The 18,281-nt window shown below is 32.1% G+C and carries 18 protein-coding genes; 3 read left to right on the forward strand and 15 right to left on the reverse strand.

Annotation, left to right across the window (positions count from 1 at the left end; all coding sequences use genetic code 11):
- Window positions 1-107: 107 nt before the first annotated feature.
- Complete coding sequence (locus NSA01_RS04340; RefSeq protein ID WP_257480286.1) at window positions 108-455, reverse strand: LysM peptidoglycan-binding domain-containing protein; 348 nt, start codon at window positions 453-455, stop codon at window positions 108-110.
- A gap of 163 nt (window positions 456-618) precedes the next feature.
- Between NSA01_RS04340 and lexA the strand changes: the two genes are divergently transcribed.
- Both lexA and NSA01_RS04350 read left to right on the forward strand, forming a co-directional pair.
- On the forward strand, window positions 619-1,260 hold the full coding sequence (gene lexA / locus NSA01_RS04345) for a transcriptional repressor LexA (RefSeq protein WP_257480287.1): 642 nt from the start codon (window positions 619-621) through the stop codon (window positions 1,258-1,260).
- Window positions 1,261-1,467: 207 nt separating this feature from the next.
- On the forward strand, window positions 1,468-3,099 hold the full coding sequence (locus NSA01_RS04350; protein ID WP_257480288.1) for a Na/Pi cotransporter family protein: 1,632 nt from the start codon (window positions 1,468-1,470) through the stop codon (window positions 3,097-3,099).
- A 52-nt stretch (window positions 3,100-3,151) separates the two neighbouring features.
- Here NSA01_RS04350 and hxlA read toward each other — a convergent pair whose 3' ends face one another.
- The 5 genes from hxlA to NSA01_RS04375 form a co-directional block, all read right to left on the reverse strand.
- Window positions 3,152-3,781 carry a 3-hexulose-6-phosphate synthase gene (hxlA, locus tag NSA01_RS04355; protein WP_257480289.1) on the reverse strand — a complete coding sequence of 210 codons (630 nt, stop codon included), beginning with the start codon at window positions 3,779-3,781 and terminating at the stop codon, window positions 3,152-3,154.
- Between the two features lie 60 nt (window positions 3,782-3,841).
- On the reverse strand, window positions 3,842-5,842 hold the full coding sequence (locus tag NSA01_RS04360) for a bifunctional 4-hydroxy-3-methylbut-2-enyl diphosphate reductase/30S ribosomal protein S1 (RefSeq protein ID WP_257480290.1): 2,001 nt from the start codon (window positions 5,840-5,842) through the stop codon (window positions 3,842-3,844).
- Between the two features lies 1 nt (window position 5,843).
- Window positions 5,844-6,437 carry a lysophospholipid acyltransferase family protein gene (locus NSA01_RS04365; RefSeq protein ID WP_257480291.1) on the reverse strand — a complete coding sequence of 198 codons (594 nt, stop codon included), beginning with the start codon at window positions 6,435-6,437 and terminating at the stop codon, window positions 5,844-5,846.
- 3 nt (window positions 6,438-6,440) lie between these two features.
- Complete coding sequence (gene cmk / locus NSA01_RS04370; protein WP_257480292.1) at window positions 6,441-7,094, reverse strand: (d)CMP kinase; 654 nt, start codon at window positions 7,092-7,094, stop codon at window positions 6,441-6,443.
- Between the two features lie 70 nt (window positions 7,095-7,164).
- Window positions 7,165-7,596 (reverse strand): hypothetical protein, encoded by a 432-nt coding sequence (locus NSA01_RS04375; RefSeq protein WP_257480293.1) that lies wholly within the window; start codon window positions 7,594-7,596, stop codon window positions 7,165-7,167.
- A 249-nt stretch (window positions 7,597-7,845) separates the two neighbouring features.
- On the opposite strand from NSA01_RS04375, the gene NSA01_RS04380 reads away from it, so the two are divergent.
- Window positions 7,846-9,759 (forward strand): sensor domain-containing diguanylate cyclase, encoded by a 1,914-nt coding sequence (locus tag NSA01_RS04380; RefSeq protein ID WP_257480294.1) that lies wholly within the window; start codon window positions 7,846-7,848, stop codon window positions 9,757-9,759.
- 67 nt (window positions 9,760-9,826) lie between these two features.
- Here the strand turns inward: NSA01_RS04380 and NSA01_RS04385 are convergent, their stop codons facing one another.
- The 9 genes from NSA01_RS04385 to NSA01_RS04425 all read right to left on the reverse strand — a co-directional run bounded on the left by NSA01_RS04385 (window position 9,827) and on the right by NSA01_RS04425 (window position 17,967).
- Entirely contained in the window at window positions 9,827-10,741 is a 915-nt protein-coding gene (locus tag NSA01_RS04385) for an alpha/beta fold hydrolase (protein ID WP_257480295.1), read from the reverse strand.
- Window positions 10,742-10,910: 169 nt separating this feature from the next.
- Complete coding sequence (locus NSA01_RS04390) at window positions 10,911-12,152, reverse strand: NAD(P)/FAD-dependent oxidoreductase (protein ID WP_257480296.1); 1,242 nt, start codon at window positions 12,150-12,152, stop codon at window positions 10,911-10,913.
- Window positions 12,142-13,314, reverse strand: a complete 1,173-nt coding sequence (locus NSA01_RS04395; RefSeq protein ID WP_257480297.1) for a phosphoglycerate dehydrogenase — start codon at window positions 13,312-13,314, stop codon at window positions 12,142-12,144. Before NSA01_RS04395 ends, NSA01_RS04390 begins: the two co-directional genes overlap by 11 nt.
- A 14-nt stretch (window positions 13,315-13,328) precedes the next feature.
- On the reverse strand, window positions 13,329-14,402 hold the full coding sequence (gene serC / locus NSA01_RS04400) for a 3-phosphoserine/phosphohydroxythreonine transaminase (RefSeq protein ID WP_257480298.1): 1,074 nt from the start codon (window positions 14,400-14,402) through the stop codon (window positions 13,329-13,331).
- Window positions 14,392-14,613 (reverse strand): hypothetical protein, encoded by a 222-nt coding sequence (locus tag NSA01_RS04405; RefSeq protein WP_257480299.1) that lies wholly within the window; start codon window positions 14,611-14,613, stop codon window positions 14,392-14,394. Before NSA01_RS04405 ends, serC begins: the two co-directional genes overlap by 11 nt.
- Window positions 14,614-14,628: 15 nt before the next feature.
- Window positions 14,629-15,189: a hypothetical protein gene (locus tag NSA01_RS04410; protein WP_257480300.1), complete on the reverse strand. Its 561-nt coding sequence runs from the start codon at window positions 15,187-15,189 to the stop codon at window positions 14,629-14,631.
- Between the two features lie 19 nt (window positions 15,190-15,208).
- Complete coding sequence (locus tag NSA01_RS04415) at window positions 15,209-16,654, reverse strand: UDP-N-acetylmuramoyl-L-alanyl-D-glutamate--2,6-diaminopimelate ligase (RefSeq protein ID WP_257480301.1); 1,446 nt, start codon at window positions 16,652-16,654, stop codon at window positions 15,209-15,211.
- A gap of 112 nt (window positions 16,655-16,766) precedes the next feature.
- Window positions 16,767-17,468 carry an RNA polymerase sporulation sigma factor SigE gene (gene sigE / locus NSA01_RS04420; RefSeq protein ID WP_257480302.1) on the reverse strand — a complete coding sequence of 234 codons (702 nt, stop codon included), beginning with the start codon at window positions 17,466-17,468 and terminating at the stop codon, window positions 16,767-16,769.
- A 13-nt stretch (window positions 17,469-17,481) separates the two neighbouring features.
- Window positions 17,482-17,967, reverse strand: a complete 486-nt coding sequence (locus tag NSA01_RS04425; protein WP_257480303.1) for a sigma-E processing peptidase SpoIIGA — start codon at window positions 17,965-17,967, stop codon at window positions 17,482-17,484.
- Between the last annotated feature and the right edge of the window lie 314 nt (window positions 17,968-18,281).

The raw sequence follows: 18,281 nt of genomic DNA on the forward strand, positions 1-18,281 counted from the left end.
AGAATATATGAGGAGTGGGCTATTATATTCGAACAAAAATCAGTTTAATAAACATATGTTTACATCATATGTTCGAATGATATATCAAAAAAAAATAAAATATTAAATTAGTAAGGAAGTAAAATCCTTTGTCCTACTTCTATAGACTGATTTTCATCTATATTGTTAAGCCTGCCTATTTCATAAATAGTCTGTCTTACGTCAGTATTGTCATCTGTTATATCCTTGGCTATATCCCATAAGGTATCATTTGCCTGAACAGTATAAACAGGATATGTATCCTGATGTAAAGGCTTTGCTTTAGCGGAATAGAAGAACGTAGGAACACTTATCAGCACAACTAAAACCAAAACGGATATCATAATCCTTCTTTTTCTTCTTAACGCTCTTTTTCTTTTCGCTCTTTCTATCCTTCTTTGTTTATTTCTATATACATTGTATTCATAATTTGTCATTGTTTCGTCCTCCTTATCGAAATAAGAACCTTTGTTCGTTATCATTATAGCAAACGTTCGTTCTATTTGTCAATATATTTAGAACAAATTTTTGAAAAAGTTAGAACATAAGTTTGACATTACCGGAAATTTATGTATAATATAATCATAGGAGGTTAATGTTATGTATAACGATTTAACGAAAATTCAAATTAAAATTTTAGATTTTATTAAAGCTGAATTAAAGGATAAGGGTTATCCCCCTTCAGTAAGAGAAATTGGTTCAAATGTGGGTTTAACATCGACCTCATCTGTTCATAATCAATTAAACAATTTAGAAAAAAAAGGTTACATAAAAAGAGGAGTGTCAAAACAAAGGGCAATAGAAGTAGTAGGGTTTTCTCCTTTTACAAAAGACGAAAATCAAGTGGACGAAGTAAGCTTAGTGGATGACGTAATAAACGTACCTATTATCGGTAATGTTGCGGCGGGTTATCCCATACTTGCGGAGGAAAATGTGGAAGACACATATCCCCTTCCCAGCTCTTTTGTAGGGAAAAACGAATGTTTTATGCTTCACGTAAAAGGCGACAGCATGATAAATGCAGGTATACTAAACGGAGATTTGGTTGTAGTAAAAAAACAAAACACCGCAAATGACCATGATATAGTAGTTGCACTTATCGATGATGAAGCAACGGTAAAGACTTTCTTTAAAGAACAAAACAGAGTAAGGCTACAGCCTGAAAACTCCGTTTATGACCCTATTTATTCCACCGATTTAAAGATCCTGGGTAAAGTTATCGGGGTAATGAGAATGCTTTAATAACTTTTTTATATAAAGTGAAACACCTATTCTAGGTGTTTTTTTATTAAGCGAATGTAAACAAAATGTAAAATAATAGTAAACTATCGGTAAAAATAATCTTGATTATAGTCATTTTTTGTCGTATACTTTAAATAAATAATATTAAAAATAGTAATTAATTTGTATTCATATATATAATATTTTAAAATTTAGGGGTATAAGCATATGACATTTACTAATATTCTTACGTTATGCGGGGGCCTCGGGTTCTTTTTATTTGGGATGAAATACATGGGCGACGGTCTAGAACTTGCTGCCGGAGCAAAAATGAAAAAACTCCTGGAGGCACTTACCCGTAACCCTGTCATGGGCTTTCTTGTCGGTCTTGTAGTTACTGCGGTAATACAGTCTTCTTCCGCTACCACCGTTATGGTAATGGGCTTCATAAACGCAGGAATGATGACGCTGAACCAAGCCGTTGGAATCATTATCGGTGCAAACGTCGGTACGACCGTTACGAGTATAATCATTGCACTTGACATTTCGGCAATAGCACCGGTATGCATTTTTATCGGAGCAATGCTTCTTTTATTTGCAAAGAAACAAAATAAAAAACATATAGGACAGATTATCCTTGGTTTTGGTATATTGTTCCAAGGCTTAAGCACAATGAGCGGAGCAATGGTAAGCCTAAGGACATATCAGCCCTTCATAGACTTCATAAGCAGTGCAAACTCCCCTATTATCGGAGTATTGGTCGGAACTATACTTTGTGCTATACTGCAGTCTTCATCTGCGGCAGTAGGTGTACTTCAGGCTTTGGCTCTTCAAGGTCTTATGCCGGCAAGCTTTGCTATATATTTAGTCTGCGGTGTTAATATAGGTTCTGCTGCACCTCCTCTATTATCAGCTATAAATGCTAAGACAAATGCTAAAAGAGCTTCTTTTATATACCTTATCTATAACTTATTTGGAGCAGTCCTTTTCGTTCCGATAGGTATGTTTACTCCCTTTGCGGACTTTGTTACCGGTACATTCTCGGCTCCAGTAGCTCAAGTGGCAATGATACATATCATATTCAAAATAGTTACGGCGTTAGTTCTTCTTCCGTTTACAAACGCGATAGTTAATTTATCATATAAAATTATACCGGACAGAGAACATTCTAGTAATCTTAGATTTTACTATTTAGACCCTCAAATCGTAACAAACTCAGCATCTTTATTGGTACAAATCATAAGTGAAATAAAGAGGATGGCTGATATTGCAAAAGACAGTCTTTTTATAGCAGGAAATGATTTTATATATTCAAAGTCCACAGACAGAGACCATATAAAAGAAAACGAAGAACTGGTGAATTGGCTGAGCGAACATTTAACAGAGTTCTTTATTAAAATAAATTCCATGGAACTTCAAGGTAAAGACTCCGAACATCTATCAAGGATATTCTATGTGATAAACGATATAAAAAGAATAAACGACCATGCGGTAAACTTGATGGAAAAAAGCGAAGAAGCAGTAAAAAAAGAAGTTAGATTTTCCGATAATGCAAGAAAAGAATTAAAATCTCTTTTGGATAATGATTTAGAACTTCTTGATAAAGCAGTTGAATCATTTACAAATCAGGAAATAAGCGAAGATGAACAAGTTGAATTATACAGCATAGAAGAAGAGATAGATAAACTTACTCTAAAAGCACAGGAAAATCACGTATTGAGACTTAGAGAAGGCAGATGCGGAGTATCTACGGGAATGCTTTATATCCAGTCTTTAACCGATTTTGAACGTGTTGGTGACCATGCCTATAATATTGCATGTGCAGCAAGACAGGACAGTGAAGTTTTAAGAACGATATAAAATAAATAAAAAAAGGATAGGAAACTTAATCCTATCCTTTTTTATGTCTTTCTTAATTTATAATGTCAACCATTTTTTTAGCTGTTTCACCGGGATTTTCAGCATTATAAAGTCCCCCTCCGACAATTATAACGTCGGGACATTCATCGCTTATACTCTTTATAGTATCTACTTTTACTCCCCCGGCAACGCTTACTTTCGTATTTTTAACGAGTTTCTTAACTCTAATCAAATCTTCAAGAGGATTTGCTCCCAGCTTTTGAGTATCTGAACCGGTATGTACACATATATAGTCTACCCCGATTTTTTCAAGATAAGATACTCTTTCTTCGAAAACATCTACACAAATCAAATCGACAAGCAATTCTTTACCGACCTCTTTTACCGCTTTTAAAGAGTCTTCTATAGTTTGATTATCTGCTGCGGCAAGTACTGTCACTATATCCGCACCCGCATCAAGAGCAATTTTTGTTTCAAATTCGCCTGCATCCATTATTTTAAAGTCGGCAAGGATTTTCTTACCAGGAAAAGCTTCTTTCAGCTTTGTGATACCTTCGGCTCCGTATTTATATACAAGAGGAGTACCGAATTCGATGATATCCAAATATTCTTCACATTCTTTACCTATTTTAATGCATTCATCCAAGCTTTTGGTATCAAAAGCAATTTGTAATTGTTTCATTTTATTCTCCTTTTAATAAAAATCCCCGCACCTAATAGATGCAGGGAATATTTTATAATACTATTCAGATTTTAAAAGATCTCCGAAGATATCGCCTAAAGTTACATTGCTGTCTTCTTTATGATATAATTTGTTTCTTTCGATCTTTCTTTTTGGTGGATCCATAGTTTCTTTAATGCTAAGAGAAACTTTTCTTTTGTCTTTGTTAATATCAATGATTTTAACATTTACTTCATCACCGGTTTTAACTGCATCTTCAACATTATTTACTCTGTCATGTGATAATTGAGAGATATGAATTAAACCTTCAACATCAGGTATGATTTCAGCAAATGCACCGAAGTTTGTAGTATTTTTGATTGTAGCTTTAACAGTTTGACCTACAGAATAATTTTCGATAAATTCCTGCCAAGGTTCTTTTGTTAAGTCCTTAACGCTTAATTTAACTTTGTAATTATCTTTGTCTAATTCTGTTACGATAGCTTTTACGCTGTCACCAACTTTGTATAAATCGTTGATGTTTCCGACTCTTTTCCAAGCTATATCTGAAATATGGATAAAGCCGTCAACTCCGTTTAAGTCAATGAACATACCGAAGTTTGTGATGTTCTTGATTGGAGCTTCAACTACTTTACCGATTTCAAGAGCGGCTATAGCAGCTTCTTTTAATTCTTTTTCTTTTGCTTTTCTTTCTTTGTATGCTTCTTCAAGTAAGATTTTTCTTGAAACGATGATTTTGTTCTTTTGTTTGTCAAATTCAACGATTCTGCATTCGATTTCTTTGCCTAGAAGACTGTCAAAATCTTTGATAAATCTTACATCATAGTAAGAAGCAGGCATAAATGCTTTGATAAATCCTAAATCAACGATCAAACCGCCTTTAACTACTTTTGTTATTTTAGCTTTGACTGTTTCTTTGGAATCATATTTTTCTTTAGCTTCGTCTAAAGCACCAAGTTCGTCAACTTTGATTTTAGAAAGTGAAACATTGCCTGTTCCGTCATTCATCTTCATGACCATAACTTTGACTTTATCGCCCTTAGCAGCTTTAGAAGTCAAATCTTCCATTAGGTCGTATAAAAAGTCGGCTTTTTTAACGATACCATCTGATTTATAACCGATGTTCATAGTTACTTCGTTGTGGTCTACCGCAACGATTTCGCCTTCTACGATATCTCCCTCTCTAAATTCTTTCATTGATTCTTCGATGTTTTTTTCAAAACTATCCACCATGTTGTTGTCCATAGTATTAATTACCTCCTCTATTAACTGGGTTGGTGTCGATGCTCCAGCCGTTAGTCCAATATTGTTATATTTCTTTATAGCATCATCCAAATCCGAAGCAGTTTCTACAAAGAAAACATTATCGCATTTTGACTTGCTGATTTCTACTAGTTTCTTCGTGTTCGAGCTATGAGTATCACCAACTACTACCATAGCTTCCACTTCTGATGCTATTAAACTGGCTTCTTCCTGTCTTACGCTTGTAGCATTACAAATTGTGTTGAAAATCACTACATTAGCGCAGTTGTCTTTTATTATATTTGTAATATCATCAAAAAGAGCTTCTATTATTGTAGTCTGAGCAACGACACAGACATTTTCGTCTGTAGCGAAGTTTTTAGCTTCTTCCTTGGAAAAGATTACTTTAGCTTTGTTTTCACACCAGCCGTTAACACCTTTTACCTCAGGATGCTCGCTATCTCCTACAATTACTATAGTATAACCTTTATTGTGATATTTTTCAACCTTATTTTGAATAGATTTTACATAAGGGCACGTTGCGTCAATCAATTTTAAGTTTTTTTTCTTGATTTTTTCATAAATTTCCTTACCGACCCCATGAGAACGTATTATGACCGTTCCTTCATCTGTATCGTCGAGATTATCTATTATGGATACTCCCTTTTCTTTAAGTTCATTTGTCACATGAACATTATGTATAAGAGGACCGAGTGTATAAACTGTTCCATTGCTGTTTTCACTTGCCTCATAAGCGGTATTAACGGCTTTATTTACTCCAAAGCAGTAACCCGCACTCTTTGCTTTTCTTATATTCATCTTACATCTCCTTTAATCTGATGATTTCAGGATAGATTTCTTTTTTGCATATATCTATGCAGTCCTGTGAAGATAATTTTTTACTGTAGTATTCATCCAAATATATCGGTTTTCCGTAATTTATTATGAGAGGTTTTCTGAATTTGTATTCTCCCCTGATACCTACGGGAACTATGGGAACTTTCATCCTTGTTGCAAGTAATACAAGCCCTCCTTTGGGTTCAAGCATTTCTTCTTCTGTGAGATTTCTTGTCCCTTCCGGAAAGATACCCAAAACTTCTTTATTCTTTAAAACTTTCATAGCTGTTTTAATAGCTACGATATCATTATCTTCTCTTTTTACCGGAATAGCATATACTTTATGTAAAAACCAGTTTAAAAACTTGGATTTAAATAAGACATCCTTTGCCATAAAGTGCAGATGCCTACCTTTTATTTGTACGGCCATTAAAACAGGATCCCAAATATGTATGTGATTTCCGGAAATGATATAAGATGTATCATTATCGGGAAGATTATCAAGCCCCGTGACCTTTACTTTATATACAATTTTTAATAAAACCCTTATTATAGGTCTTAGAATATCATATAACATAAATTACCTACTAACCTTATTAATTATAAATTCAACTACATCATCTATATTCATATCAGAAGTATCAACTACTACTGCGTCTTCACATATTACAAGAGGGTCTACTTCTCTTGTTTTATCAAGTTCATCTCTGATCTCGATATCTTTTAATATATCTTCATAAGGGACTTCTTTTCCTATTTCGATATTTTGCAGATATCTTCTCTTTGCTCTTTCTTTGCTTGAAGCGTCAAGGTAAAATTTAAACTCCGCATTTGGAAGAACAACGCTTCCTATATCCCTGCCATCCATTATAACGCTTTTACCCTTAGATATTTTGCGCTGGATATTTACCATTTTTTCTCTTACTTCTTTTATTGCGGCATAATCGGATACATTTTTATCTATATTTTCAAATCTTATTTCTTTTGTTACGTCTTTATCATTTACAAAAACATTTTCTTTGTCTAAAACAAGGTCTATACTGTCTAAAAGATCATTTATACCTTCTTTGTCATTAGCTTTTACATCATTATTTAAAGCATAATAAGTAAACGCTCTGTACATAGAGCCTGTGTCCAAATAAGTTATATTTAATTTCTTTGCTATTATTTTTGCAACGGTGCTTTTTCCCGAACCTGCGGGACCGTCCACTGCAATATTTATTATGTTATCCATTAATTACCTCTAAATAATACAAATACTTACGCTTTATTATATAATATCTTTTTATTTTTAACAAGCTTTTTTAGTTCATTTTAACATCAAATAATTTGTTTATTCCTTTACTGAACTGATATTTTTGACTGACAGGAGGATTTGTAAGTCCATCTGATACTTTTAGTATCAAAATATCAAGTGTACCTTCTTTAAAATTCCTAAGGTCCACTTCCACTACATCTTTATCACTTACAGCAAGCGTCATAATATTATCTTTAAGAGTATAATTAAAGTTTTCTTCTCCGTTTACCAGAATTTTTACGTTCTTCGTACTGCTCAATGACATTTTAATGACTCCGGCTTTTAAATAATTATCGGAGTTTACCAGCTTTGTTTCATTTGAAGAACCGTTACTGACTGTAGATAAGACTTCGTTTTTATTCATGATATTAAGACCTACGAATAAAACACTTAAGATAACAATAAAACTAAATAAAAATTTTTCAAATTTAAAAACCATATTACCACCTATTTCCTATTTATATTGTATGTATCAGGCAGAAAAAAATACTTTAAATCTAACTTTACAAGTCACTTTATTTAATTAACCTTTTTAATGATTATTGATTAATATTGATTTAAATATTTAATTCATTAGTAAGGTTACATTATACTGAGCATAAACTTATTTTTATTTTGGCATACCATTGATAATTTAAGATTAAATCCTATATAATATATATAAATATATCAGAAAGAAATAACGATCATGAAAAAAAATACACTGCTTAAAGTAAACATTTTAATAGGTATAATAATAGTATTGGGTTTTCTTATCACTTCTTTTGTTAATTATTATAATAATGTAAAAATAATGAGAGAAGATGTTAAAAACGTTGCAGACCTTACTGCGGAGATAATTTATCATAAAATAGATGCTGATTTTACAAAACCTATCAATATTTCTCTGACCATGGCAAACGACACTCTTCTTAAAGACTTTCTCATGAACGAAAATAAAAGAGGAAATGATAAAAGCTATATAAATACTCTTAAAGATTATCTTTATACTTATAAGAAAAAGTATGATTACGATTCTGTCTTTTTAGTGTCAGTAAAGACAAATAAGTATTATCATTATAATGGTATAGACAGGATCCTTGGTAAAAGTAATCCCGAAAATAAATGGTATTATGAGTTTTTAAATTCAAAAGAAGAATATTCTATCAATATAGATAATAATGAAGCTTTAAATAATGAAATAACGGTTTTTATAAACTGCAGGATAAAGGATAAAAATAACAATAATCTAGGAGTTGTAGGTGTAGGATTTAAGGTGGATAATCTTCAGAAATTATTTAGGGATTATGAAAACAAATTCGGCGTAAAGGCTTATTTGATTAATTCTAAAGGAGATATCCAAATATCGACTTCGAATACCGGTTATGAAAATACAAATATATTCGAGTTAGATAATTTAAAATCGTTAAAAGAACAAATGCTTCTTAACGATAAAAATACAAAATCTTTTTGGTTTTCTTCAGGTGAAAAGAAAAGTTATATAGTAAATAACTATATAAAAAATCTAAACTGGCATTTAATAATAGATAATGATATGACAAAAATACAAAACAGTTTCAGAAATCAAATGATGTTTGGAATTCTTACTGTGACCGTAGTAATAATTTTGATAATTCTAATAATAACTAAAATAATTAGAAATTACAGAGATAACATCGAACGACTTACAATAGAAAAAGAAAAGAAGCATCGTACAGTATTCCAAACCGAGACCGCAAAGATTTACGAAAATATATATGAAATAGATATAACGCATAATAAGTCAGCAAGTGAAGAGACTGATGAGTATTTTGAAAGCCTCGGCGTACCCGTAAATACTCCTTTTAATGAAGCACTTGATATCATAGCAGAAAAACAAATAAAGGAAGAATATCGGTCAGGTTACTTAAATACCTTCAGTCCCAAAAATGTTTTAAAACAATATAATAACGGGATAGAGAGTTTATATTATGACTTCATGACAAGAGAAAATAGCGAAGAAGTATACCACTGGGTAAGAATAACGACAAGGATATTTTATTGGGATGATGATAAATCCATAAGGATGCTGGTTTACAGGCAAAATATCGATGAAGAAAAATCAAGAGAGTCAAAATTATTTGAAAAAATGGAAAGTGATTCTCTGACCGGTCTTTATAACAAAGCTGCGACGCAAAATTATATCCATGATATATTATCAAACAGCAAGAATAATAAAGATTATGCATTTTTCATATTTGATATAGATAACTTTAAGAATGTCAATGATACACTTGGGCATGCTGCCGGTGATAAGGTCATATATGATTTTGCAAATGCAATAAAAGACGAATTTAGGGATAATGACATAATAGGTAGGATAGGCGGAGATGAATTTGCAGCCTTTATACCATGTACTGATATGGATATGGTCAAGAAGAAAGCAATGAGTATTCTGGAAAGTTTAAGTTATGAATACACCGATGAAAAAGGTAAAGTGAATATATCTTCCAGTATAGGAGTATCTACCACATTTGAAAGCGAAAGAGATTTTGAAAGCCTATATAAAAATGCAGATAAGGCACTTTATAAAACTAAAGAAAACGGAAAGAACGGATTTACTTTGTATGCTGAGATAAAATAATAAAAAAGAAGATACTTTAGAGGTATCTTCTTTTTTATTGTAGTTTTAAATTTATTTTCTGTATTTATTATTTACATAAATCTATAATAAGTTCGTTAAACTTTTTATTCTCACTCCACTGCGGGAAATGACATGATTTTTCAAAAAGAAAAAATTGCTTATCAGTTTCTATGGTATCAAAATAATCTTTGACCAATTTAGATGATACATGTCTGTCGTGTTCTCCCTCAATAAATATAACAGGGACTTCGTATTTTACTTGATTTTCAAAATTTACTTTCATAAGTTCCTGCCATAAATACTTTATGGACTGCAAACTCCCCTTTTGGCGTTTATATAAATCCGGTACTGAATAATATTTTGAAAATAAAAATGGTGTTACCAGTGAGTTATAATTTGTTTTTCCATATAGTGAACCTTTATATTTTACAACCTGTTTTGTGACATACAGTAAATCTTTTAGCCAGTCATCTCCAACATAAGTGCAGTCTATTTTCTTTAGTTTTTCCTTTGTCTTTTCGTCAGCATGTGTAAGTGCATAATCATAAGCAGCTTTACATGACTTTCTCATGTTTACTACTTGTCCGCAGCCTATATATTTTATTACCATTTCAGGGTGCTTTCGTATAAATTTTAGCCCAAGTACAGAACCCCATGAATGACCCAATATATATAATTTTTCTTGGTTAAATCTTTTTGTTAGTAATTTTGATAATTTGTAAATATCTTCTAAAAACATATCAATGGTGATTTCGCTGTTTTTAAAGTCATAATATGATTTACCCGCACCCCTTTGTTCCCAAACTACGACGGTAAAATGACTTTCCAGTTCCCTGTTATACTTTAGAACTAACGGAAGAGCGCTGTCCCCCGGACCTCCGTGAAGATAAAGAAGTAATGGTAAATTTTCTTTCTCGGCTCTTATGGAAACATATTGCTTTTTACCGTTCAGTTCAATTTTTGATTGTTCATTAATATACATTTCTTTCTCGTTTCTTATATTGTAAAACTGATTTTCCATAACATTGAATATTGCTGATATTTCATTTTGACTTATATATATAACTTTTGAATTTCTAAATAAATTTTAATTATTTATAGACATTTATTATTTGTATTTAGATAATCAACTTTAATTTTTAATATCTCTTTTAATGTAAATTCTGCCCTGCAAGATACCCGGTTGAAAACGCTATTTGCAGATTATATCCTCCCGTAGTTGCATGGACGTCTATTACTTCTCCCGCAAAGAAAAGATTTTTTATAAGTCTGGATTCCATTGTTGAAGGATTGATTTCCTTGACGCTTACACCTCCGTTTGTAATGATAGCTTCTTTAAAGCTTCCAAGCCCTGTTATATTCACTTCAAGGTTTTTGATTAGATTTAAAATAATCTTTCTTTCTTCTTTTGTTATCTGATTTATTTGCTTTTCTTTGTCGATTTTGCTGAGTTCTATTATTTTTATTGCAAGTGATTTAGGTAGGAGCAAATCAAGAGAACTTTTTACCATTTTATTATTATTCTTTTCAAAATCTTTGATCATTCTTTTTTCAAGGGTTTTAACGTCAAGAGCCGGTTTTAAATCGATTTTTACCTTAGTATCGTGTATTTTGTTCATATCTATAAAATTACTTAAATAAAGCACCGTAGGTCCCGAAATACCCTTATGCGTAAACAGCAGTTCTCCAAACTGAGAATTTTTTACTTTTCCGCCTACTATTAAGCTCACATCGACGTTTTTAAGGGTAAGCCCCATTAATTCATGTACCCAGTTATCATTCGACAACATCTGAACTAGTGCGGGAAATGGTTTTATTACTTTATGTCCAAGTTTTTTAGCCAAAGTATATCCGTAACCGTCACTCCCTGTCAAAGGATAGCTCTTTCCTCCCGTTGCAATAATAACATTATCGGAATATAATTTACTTCCCTCATCCAGTATCACGCCTTCGGCTTCGCTATTTTCGTTGATTATTATATCTTTTACAGAAGTGTTATATAATATCTCGCTGTTTTTATTTGAATTTATGATACCAAGCAATGTTTTTGTTACGTCACTGGCTTTATCGCTTAGGGGAAATACCCTGTCTCCCCTCTCAACTTTGGTTTTAAGTCCGTTCGAATGTAGAAGTTCGAGAAGCATTGTATTATCAAAGGTATATAATGCACTGTAAAGAAATTCTTTGTTTTTCACGATATGGTCAAAAAACTCCGATATATCTTTATTGTTTGTTACATTGCATCTTCCTTTTCCCGTTATGTAAATCTTTTTTCCAGCTTTTTCGTTCTTTTCTATGAGTGTTACTTTTTTGCCGCATTCTAAAGAGGAGATAGCAGCCATTAAGCCGCTAGCTCCCCCGCCTATTATTATTACATCTCTCTTATTTGTCATTCTTTAAAATTCTTACGGAAGTAACTCCTTCTACCTCTTTCAATGTTTTTTCGATATAATCATTCACATCATTATCTACATCTATCATAGTATAAGCGTTTTCGCCTCTTGATTTGTTTATCATGTTTGCGATATTAACATCGTTACTTGCTAGAAGAGAAGATATTTGACCTACCATATTAGGTATGTTTTTATGTATGATACAAATCCTTGCGTTTGAAGCCATAGCGCCCAAATCGCATTCAGGGAAGTTTACACTGTTTTTGATATTTCCGTTTTCCAAGAAATCTCTGATTTCTTTTCCTGCCATTACTGCACAGTTCGCTTCTGATTCAACAGTTGAAGCACCAAGGTGAGGTATACAGATAACATTTTCTTTGCCTAAAACTTTTTCGTTTGGTATATCTGTTACGTAGTAAGATACACTGCCGTCTTCAACGGCTTTTAATATAGCGTCTTCATCTACCAGACCGCCTCTTGCTAAGTTCAGTACTTTGATTCCGTCTTTTGCGTTTCTTAGAACTTGTTCGTTTACAAGGTTTTTGGTAGATTCAAGTAAAGGAACATGGATAGTAACAAAGTCACATCTTTGGAAAATCCTTTCTATATCATAACTTCTGTTGATGTTTTTGTTTATGCTCCAAGCGTGTTCTATAGATAAGTATGGGTCATATCCGTAAACTTCCATACCGAGTTCATATAAAGCATTTGCGACCAAAACACCGATAGCTCCAAGCCCGATTATGCCTACTCTCTTGCCTTGAAGCTCATTGCCTTTAAAGTTTGATTTTTCTTTTTCAACTGTCTTTGCTACATCTACGTTTTTATCTTTTAAAGTTTGAACCCAGTCTGTTGCTTTGTCAAGGTTTCTCGCAGTCATAATCAAACTTGCGATAACGAGTTCTTTAACCGCATTTGCATTTGCACCCGGAGTATTCATTACTACTATGCCCTTTTCTGTACAGCTATCTACAGGTACGTTGTTTACCCCTGCTCCGGCTCTTACTACAACTTTACAGTTATCAGATAGTTTTTCTTCATGTAAGTTATAACTTCTTAAAATTACGCCGTCGTAATCTTCGCCTTTGTCAACTCTGATGTTTTCACCTAATTGAGTCAAACCTTCTTTTGCAATTTTGTTAAATGTTTTAATTTTGTACATTCCCTATACTCTCCTTAAATATTGTTTTTTTGATATTTATACATAAAATCGATTAAGTCTTTAACATTGGATAAGGTTACACCATTGTATAAACCTACCCTTATTTTCCCATTCATAGAGGTACTGATATTTATTATATCATTTTCTTTGGCTTTTTGAATAAAGTCTTTATTATTTTTCACATTAAATATTAAAGATGTGACAGATCTGTCTTCTTTTATAATATCGTTAGAGTAAAATATACTCTCGTCTATAAAGTCGTATAGTAAATTTGATTTTTCTATATTGACTTTTTCAATTTCTTCTACTCCGCCGTTTTCATCCAAGTATTTTAACATTTCATATATTATATATACCGCGAATGTATTCGGGGTAGTAAAGGAATTACCCGAGTTGTAATAATCCCTGTAAGAAAGGATTTTCGGAACACTTTTTGGGATTTCCTTTTCAAGCATATTTTTATTTATTATTACAACGCTTATCCCGCTTGTGCCCATGTTCTTTGCTGAACTTGCAAAGGATAATGCGAATTTATTTATATCATATGTTTCACTGAGTAAATTAGACGTCATATCCGCTATTAGCGGTATATCCCCTATTTCAGGTATTTTATCTTTATTGAATTTTGACCCCGAAGATGTGTTATTCGTACACATAAAGAGATATTTGGAATTTTTATTTATATCATTTAAAGTTATTTTGGGAAGAGGCTTTTTATATCCGATAAGATTTATCTCTTCTATGTTTGTATGCTTTTTCCCTTCGGTAACAGCATTATTTGTCCATAGGTCACTGTTTATTATTGTTGCTGTATCGTCCTTACCTGAAAAGTTCATGGGAACCATTGCAAAATGCATGCTTCCTCCGCCGTTTATGAATAAAACTTCCATATCATCATTTAAATAAAGAAGTTTTTTTATTAGCCTAATCGTATCTTCCATAAGGGAAATAAAAAATTCATTCTTATAATTTAGTTCCAGAGCTGAAAATCCCTGAGAATGAAAGTTTAAAACATTTTTATTTATTCTATTGATTACTTCTTTTGGCATTACCGGTGAAGACGCAGAAAAATTAATTTTATTTTCCATATTTTCTTCTCCTGTCCTCTCTCATTTTCATTCTTATCATCTTTTCTTCTTCTTTTTCGCCGACTTTTTTAAGGTGCTCATAATCTCTGTAGCCGTAATGTTTGGCTACATTGTCGATCCTCTTCTTATATTTATCCGTAAAAGCTTTAGCATATAGAAAAACTAAGAATATAAATATAAGACCTGCAAAAACTGCTAAAACCAATTTCATTATTTGTTCCTCGAATTATAGTATGATTTGTTTTACTTCACTCTGTTCTTTATAATCGTTTATGTATCCGTCGTATATGAGTTTGCTGTTCAAAAAACCGCTGAAATCCATGGGTCTTCTTCTTGTATGAGCTTCGTTGAAAGAATAAAGCCCGCTTTCTTCAAAGAGGTAAGACAAAAACTCTGCACAGTAATAATGTTTTTCCCTGCGTATATCAAATCCTACAGCGTTTCCTATAAGCCCTATTATATTGAATTTATATTTCAAATGGTCCATATAAAACTCATCTATTATTTCTTTGATATTGTCATATATCTTTGCGTCTATCTCACATTCGTATACGAGACATGGGATATTATTGAATGTTGCGTGAAATCCCGTTTCCCAGTCTTCCTTGATAAAGCCTGCTATAAAAGGATTTCTGGGTCTTCTTCTCCCGAAACAGTACATTTCATTCAGTTCCCTGTCAAGGGATATCGAAACATGATTGTATGGGTTTTTGACCCAGCATCTTATTATTCTCGCTAAAATCGTTCTTGTGCTTGTAAGCACTATATAAATTTTTTTAGTTTCCATTGTCTTTCTCTTTTAAATGTTATTTTAATGCGTTTAAGATTTCTTCCCTATCGGAAAAATAAGTCTTTATATCTCCGATTTCCTGATAAGTTTCATGGCCTTTCCCTAGGACTAAAACTATTTCATCATCTTTTTTATTTCTAACAGCCTTATTTATGGCTTCTTTCCTGTCATAGATTATCTGTGTATCATTTTTATTTTCTATACCTTTTAATATATCATTTATTATATCTTTGTTATTTTCTTTTCTGGGATTATCCATTGTAAGGATAATATTATCCGCATACTTTTCTGCAAGGCTTCCCATTATAGGTCTTTTACCATGGTCTCTGTTTCCCCCGCAGCCAAAAACAAGAGTTATTTTTTTACTGCTTACTTCTTTTATGAGCTTTAATATCTTTTCCATTGCGTCCGGAGTATGAGCATAATCTATGAATATATCCTTTTCTACTCGCTCTATCCTTCCGTTGGTACCGTGATACCCCAGTATAGCGTCTTTTATCTTCTCATATCCAATACCTTCTTCAAGAGCTATTATTATAGCCGGGGTAACATTATATATATTAAATTTTCCTATGGAATTGATGACGAAATCATATTCATTGTTTTCTTTTGTAAGGGTAAAAGAAGATTTACTTAATGAAAGTTCTTTTATTGTAATTTTATAGTCACTTTCTTCTTTTTCTCCGAATGAGATGACGTCTTTTTTCTCTTCTTTGAGTTCGCTGTAGAGCCTGTGACCGTAATCATCATCAATATTTATTACCGAAAATTTATCTACCATATAATAGAGTTTCTTCTTTGCCTGATAGTATTCTTCCATCGTCTTATGAAAATCCAAATGATCCATTGAAAGGTTGGAAAAAACACCTACATAAAAATTGAGATAACTTACCCTGTCCAAAACAAGCCCATGGGAAGATACTTCAAGGAAGCAATAATCTACATTACTATTTACCATATCACTAAAATCTTTTGTAAGCTCGGTTATTTCGGGAGTAGTCCTTATTATCTGTCCTTCGAGTTTTGTGTCCTTTCTGCCCAAAGTACCTATATAGTCGGTTTTAAAGCCGAGGTTTTCAAAAAGCGTATTTGCTATATCACAAAAAGACGTCTTTCCGTTGGTACCGCTTACTCCAATCAATTTTAGTTTCTTGCTTGGAAAAGAATAAAATCTGTTTGCGAAATATGCAAGAGCATTTCTGGTGTTTTCGCATTTTATATATGTAATATCATCTTTATACTCTTCTAAGTCTTCACAGTGACAAATCACCTTTGCTCCCAGTCTTAGGGCGCTTTCTATATATTTATGTCCGTCTGTTTCATACCCTACAATACAGACAAACATAGAACCTTTTATGCATTTTCTCGAATCAAAAACGATACTATTTATATCTATATTTTGTATATCTTTATTTCCGTTTAAAGAATAATCATATCCTTTTATAATATCTGCTAATTTCAAATCAAAACTCCTTAGAATTCATCCTTAAAATAATAACACTATTTTATGATAAAATAAATACCTTTAAATAAACTTAATTCAATTATAATAAAAAAGAAGGCTATAAGCCTTCTTATGTACACATTTTATTTACTTCTTTTTTCAAATTCGATATTATTCTCTTTTCCAACCTGGAAATGTAAGACTGTGAAATGTTTAGCATATTAGCAAGTTCTTTTTGAGTTTTCTTTTCTTTTCCGTTCAGTCCGAAGCGGTAATTGATTATTTCTTTTTCGCTCTCTTTCAACCTGTCCACTGCAAGGAGCATTATCTCCTTGTTTACATCTTTATCTATTTTATCCTTTACCGGATCTCCGTTCGTACCGAGTATATCCGACAGCAAGAGTTCGTTTCCGTCGTAATCTACGTTCAATGGCTCATCAAGGGATATTTCTCCTCTTATCCTGTTTACTTTTCTAAGATGCATAAGGATTTCGTTTTCTATGCATTTTGAAGCATATGTAGCAAGTTTAATGTTTTTTTCGACCTTGAATGTCTTGACCGCTTTTATAAGACCTATCGTTCCTATGGATATAAGGTCTTCAACACTCGCTGATGATGTATCGAACTTCTTTGCTATGTAGACCACAAGTCTTAGATTACGCTCGATAAGTATGGTTTTCGTAGCATTTGTCTCATCCGATTCAAGATTTTTAAGGACTTCCTGCTCCTCTTCTTTCGTAAGCGGAGGCGGGAGCATATATGAGCCGGAAATATAAAATAATTTATTATTTTTATGCTTCTTCCTTTTTAGAATTTTAAATAAATTAATCATGTAAACCTCCGAGTTATTTTAATATGGATATTGGTATCAAGGCACCTAAAGAGTCTATCCCCAGTATACCTATATATGGGTTATAAACCGTTTTTTCTTTTCTTCTGTTCTTTATCACGATCTTATCGAATTTAAGTATGGGAAGGATCTGTTTTTCTTTTGTGGTGTTATAAAAGGTGTATGAAAGTGAGTCTTTTATGGTTATGGGAAGGTTGTTATAAATATGTAAGTAGTCGTTATAGTCTTCTATTTCGTATGAAAGATTTGTATCTAAGATTTTATTTATTATACCGTTATGAACTATTATTACACCTTCTCCGTTTATACCTCTTACCAAATTACCGGTGTCAAGGTATCCTTTAAAAGAAATGCTCTTATCTTTTATATACAGAGTGCAGATATATTCAAGTCCCAACTTTAAATCATTAATTTTCCTAAGTAATTTATATGCTACGAACGCAGAAATAATGCTAATAAAAATATTCTTTTTCTTAATCATATCCTTCACCTCTTAATGAGTATTTTATATATAAACCAATACTCAATTTGTCATAAAGAAATTATATGAATATGTTATAAAAGAATATAATTATTTCTCATTTCTAATTATTTACTTCCTATGTATTACAATAAATTTTCCTTTTGTAATGACATATATCATTTATATTAACTTTTAATAAAAATATGACCAAACTTAAAATATTCAAAGCAATTTATATTTTTAAAAGTATAAATGACTTATTGGATTTATTTATAAGATAAAGGAAATATAAATGTAAAAAAATAAGCCCATACAGGCTTATTAAAATTAAA

The sequence above is a fragment of the Anaerofustis stercorihominis genome (genome assembly GCF_024623185.1).
GTDB lineage: Bacteria > Bacillota > Clostridia > Eubacteriales > Anaerofustaceae > Anaerofustis.

Excerpts from the sequence above, each read along its gene's own strand:
- NSA01_RS04425 (WP_257480303.1), bottom strand. The coding sequence starts at position 17,967 with ATGATTAAGAAAAAGAATATTTTTATTAGCATTATTTCTGCGTTCGTA.
- NSA01_RS04405 (WP_257480299.1), bottom strand. The coding sequence starts at position 14,613 with ATGAAATTGGTTTTAGCAGTTTTTGCAGGTCTTATATTTATATTCTTA.
- NSA01_RS04395 (WP_257480297.1), bottom strand. The coding sequence starts at position 13,314 with ATGTACAAAATTAAAACATTTAACAAAATTGCAAAAGAAGGTTTGACT.
- NSA01_RS04380 (WP_257480294.1), top strand. The coding sequence starts at position 7,846 with ATGAAAAAAAATACACTGCTTAAAGTAAACATTTTAATAGGTATAATA.
- lexA (WP_257480287.1), top strand. The coding sequence starts at position 619 with ATGTATAACGATTTAACGAAAATTCAAATTAAAATTTTAGATTTTATT.
- serC (WP_257480298.1), bottom strand. The coding sequence starts at position 14,402 with ATGGAAAATAAAATTAATTTTTCTGCGTCTTCACCGGTAATGCCAAAA.
- NSA01_RS04385 (WP_257480295.1), bottom strand. The coding sequence starts at position 10,741 with ATGTATATTAATGAACAATCAAAAATTGAACTGAACGGTAAAAAGCAA.
- cmk (WP_257480292.1), bottom strand. The coding sequence starts at position 7,094 with ATGGATAACATAATAAATATTGCAGTGGACGGTCCCGCAGGTTCGGGA.
- NSA01_RS04350 (WP_257480288.1), top strand. The coding sequence starts at position 1,468 with ATGACATTTACTAATATTCTTACGTTATGCGGGGGCCTCGGGTTCTTT.
- sigE (WP_257480302.1), bottom strand. The coding sequence starts at position 17,468 with ATGATTAATTTATTTAAAATTCTAAAAAGGAAGAAGCATAAAAATAAT.
- NSA01_RS04360 (WP_257480290.1), bottom strand. The coding sequence starts at position 5,842 with ATGAATATAAGAAAAGCAAAGAGTGCGGGTTACTGCTTTGGAGTAAAT.
- hxlA (WP_257480289.1), bottom strand. The coding sequence starts at position 3,781 with ATGAAACAATTACAAATTGCTTTTGATACCAAAAGCTTGGATGAATGC.
- NSA01_RS04375 (WP_257480293.1), bottom strand. The coding sequence starts at position 7,596 with ATGGTTTTTAAATTTGAAAAATTTTTATTTAGTTTTATTGTTATCTTA.
- NSA01_RS04390 (WP_257480296.1), bottom strand. The coding sequence starts at position 12,152 with ATGACAAATAAGAGAGATGTAATAATAATAGGCGGGGGAGCTAGCGGC.
- NSA01_RS04340 (WP_257480286.1), bottom strand. The coding sequence starts at position 455 with ATGACAAATTATGAATACAATGTATATAGAAATAAACAAAGAAGGATA.
- NSA01_RS04410 (WP_257480300.1), bottom strand. The coding sequence starts at position 15,189 with ATGGAAACTAAAAAAATTTATATAGTGCTTACAAGCACAAGAACGATT.
- NSA01_RS04365 (WP_257480291.1), bottom strand. The coding sequence starts at position 6,437 with ATGTTATATGATATTCTAAGACCTATAATAAGGGTTTTATTAAAAATT.